Source organism: Microbacterium sp. P2_F9 (assembly GCF_056403635.1).
Map to the genome: position 1 here is coordinate 1 of NZ_JBFUFC010000303.1, position 3,083 is coordinate 3,083.

General features: G+C 66.1%; 4 protein-coding genes. 3 read left to right on the forward strand and 1 reads right to left on the reverse strand.

What is annotated here, in order from left to right; all coding sequences use genetic code 11:
- The 3 genes from AC1DVT_RS19140 to AC1DVT_RS19150 all read left to right on the forward strand — a co-directional run.
- Window positions 1–1,236: FG-GAP repeat domain-containing protein (locus AC1DVT_RS19140; protein ID WP_477390861.1), on the forward strand; the 1,236-nt coding region annotated here is incomplete at its 5' end.
- Between the two features lie 116 nt (window positions 1,237–1,352).
- Window positions 1,353–1,862, forward strand: a complete 510-nt coding sequence (locus AC1DVT_RS19145; RefSeq protein WP_477390863.1) for a hypothetical protein — start codon at window positions 1,353–1,355, stop codon at window positions 1,860–1,862.
- A gap of 29 nt (window positions 1,863–1,891) precedes the next feature.
- Window positions 1,892–2,857 (forward strand): 5' nucleotidase, NT5C type, encoded by a 966-nt coding sequence (locus AC1DVT_RS19150; protein WP_477390864.1) that lies wholly within the window; start codon window positions 1,892–1,894, stop codon window positions 2,855–2,857.
- Window positions 2,858–2,882: 25 nt separating this feature from the next.
- On the opposite strand, the gene AC1DVT_RS19155 is transcribed toward AC1DVT_RS19150, so the two are convergent.
- The coding region (locus AC1DVT_RS19155) for a DUF7882 family protein (RefSeq protein ID WP_477390866.1) at window positions 2,883–3,083 on the reverse strand (201 nt) is incomplete at its 5' end.

Sequence of the window (3,083 nt, forward strand, 5' to 3'; positions counted from 1 at the left end):
CTGACCCAGCAGGCCGCCGATCGGGCGATCGAGCGCGCAGTCAAGGGGCGGCCCGCCGTCGCTCGCCAGTATGTCCGGTGGGTCCGTCGCGCCCAGCCCGAAGCCACGCCCCCGCAGCTCATCGCCTCGCTGAGCCGCCATTACATCACCGCCATCTCGGCCGAGGGTGCGATCGTGGCGGCTGCCGCGATCGCCGTCGAGACCGCGATCGCTCTTGCTGTCGACGACCCCGCAAAGCCGGCCAGTGGCGGCGCCATGAAGGCCGCCGCCAAGGGTATGGCGAAGGATGCGGCGAAGTCCGGTGCGCCGACCGCACTCATGGCAGCAGACCAGAAGCTTCAATTCGAGCTGACCGCGATTTACGCCCTCGCTCTGGCAGACATCCACAGCATGAGCCTCGACAAGGCTCAGATGCGCGTGCTCGTCCTTGGCCTGTCGAACGGACGCGTCAGCCAAGGCCAGATCGCGGCGATGGCTGCGGACCTCGCGCGATCTCAGTCGAGTTCCATGGATGTCGGAAAGAACATCGCATCGGGACACCAGGACTGGTCGCACTGGGCTGAGACGCTGGCGCACTCGCTGCCGGCGGGCGCCGCCCAGGAGCTTGTGCGAGGCGTGGAGACCGGTCGCCTCGAACAGGTGCGCACCGGGCTGGGAACGAAGAAGCAGGCGGCAATCGAGTACGGCGTCGGGGCCGTCGTCGGCGGCGTCACCCAATTCCAGTTCGGACGTCACGTCGTCGCCGCCGCACAGGAGGCATTCGCGCAGCCGCCGACCGACTTTCCGGCGCATCTCTCCGTGGCGATGAAGGAGAAGCCAGGGAAGGACGATGAACCGAATCGGGCAGTGCTCGCTCTGCAGGAGGCGGCCCGTTCCACCGCACGCGTGGCGGGCGGCTCTGCCCACGCGATCGGGGCAGGTGTTGGGGCTGCGGCCGGTACGGTGACTCGTCCGTTTCGGAGCGTCGACCTGGACGGTGACGGCATCCCGGACGAGCCGAAGGCTCTCACCGCGGTCAAGGGCGCGGGCAGCAAGATCGCCGGCGGCGCGAGTGCGGCGACGAGCCCGTTCCGGAGCATTGACCTGGACGGTGATGGCATCCCGGACGCGCCGAGGGCTCTCACCGCGGTCAAGGGCGCGGGCAGCAAGATCGCCGGCGGCGCGACCGCGGTTGCAGGAAAGGTCTCGAACCCGGTGAAGCGCAAGGCCGTGGAGCCGGAGACGTCCGGATCCTGACCTCGGTCGTTCGCTCGCTCCGCTTGAGCCGATCGTCCTGTCGCAGCATTTAGCGCGGTCCTGCGTGAATGTCTGAGGTCCCTGAGATCATTCAGGTGTACCGAGAGAGGACCTGAATGCAAGAGACGTGGACGCCCGAAGTACGGCCTGAGGTGACGCCGATCATCGCCACCGCGAATGAAATCGTGTTCGCCGCCGATGTCGAGGAGTGGCTCCGCACACGCCGGCACGTGCCGGTGACCTGGAGCCCCCGCGGGAATGGGCTCCTGGCTGTGCGCGACGTCGCCGAGGTCGCCGCGCGTGTCGGAGAGCTCCGCGACGAAGGCCAGTGGGGTCTTCTGCGGCGCGAGAACGCCGCGCGTTGGGCGCAGTGCATGAGGGTGGACGGGGGATGGATCGTCGAGGTCAACGGCATCCCTGGTCCAGAGTGCTTCGCGCGGCGCGTGCAGCGCGTGGCGAAGCCGCGTCGCACGCTCCGCGGTCCACGTCGCGTGAGCGATAGGGGCCGCCTCATGGCGATCTACCTTCCCCAGGACGTGGTGCCGACAGCGCTCGGCGTGGCCGAGATCATGTGGTCGCGGCTGCGCGGGTCGGTGCTTGACGGATATGCGCTGCGTGACCTATGAAATCCGCAGCAGACGAGGAGAGAAGAAGAATGACTGAAACCAAGACGAAGAAGATCCTGTACGTCGACATGGACAACACGCTCGTTGATTTCAAGAGCGGGATCGACCAACTCGCACATGCGCTGCAGATCGAATACAAGGACAAGCTCGATGAAGTGCCCGGCATCTTCGCGCTGATGAAGCCGCTGGATGGCGCTGTCGAGGCGTTCGAGGAGCTGTCGAAGAAGTTCGACATCTACATTCTCTCGACAGCGCCGTGGAAGAATCCCTCGGCGTGGCAGCACAAGGTCGAGTGGGTTCACCTGCATTTCGGCACTGCCGACGGCACGGTCGCTCATAAGCGGCTCATCCTGTCCCACCACAAGGAGCTGAACAGAGGTCACTTCCTAGTGGATGACCGACCGAACAACGGCGCCAGCGAGTTCGAGGGCGAGTGGCTCCGGTTCCGTTCCGCCGAGTTCCCCGACTGGAAGACCGTGACCGACTACCTTCTGGCACGCGCGGCGATCACGTCAGTCCGCGACCTCAGTGCCGACGAGCGCGCTGAGCAGGTCGCGCGGGCGAAGGCAATCGCAGTCGCCGCGCACACCGGACAGCCAGACAAGCTCGGCGTCGACTACATCCAGCATCCCGCCGCTGTCAGTCGGCACTTCGATGCCAAGACGCAGACCCTCGAGCACTGCGCGGCGTGGCTGCACGATGTCATCGAAGACACGCCGGTGAAGGCCGACCGGCTTCTGCTCKCCGGCGTCCACCCCGAGGTCGTCGAGGTCGTCGAATTGCTCACCCGCACAGAGGGGGCCTGCGACGAATACTACGAACGGATCGCCGCGCACCCGGCGGCCCGGGCGGTTAAGTACGCGGACATCACCCACAACACCGACCCGAGCCGCACCGCACAGCTGGATGAAGAAACGCGGGCGGGTCTGCGCGAGAAGTACGAGCACGCGCTTGACGTGCTCGGCCTCGAATGGCCCAATCATCCGCAGGCTTAACTCGTCGCTGACGTGATGTTGGTGGTCATACTTTCAGGATGTCTTCGACCCGGCCGTCAGCTCGGGCGGATTCACGGTGAGGTATCCCGGTGCCCGGTGTTTCAAGCGCGGGCTCTGCGGGTTCGGGGAGGATCGTAAGGCCCTTCGGGCCGTTCGCGGCGGTCATCAGCAGTTCGATCCACGCGCGGTTGAGTCGCGGACTGCGGCTGCCGAAGAACTGGAATTG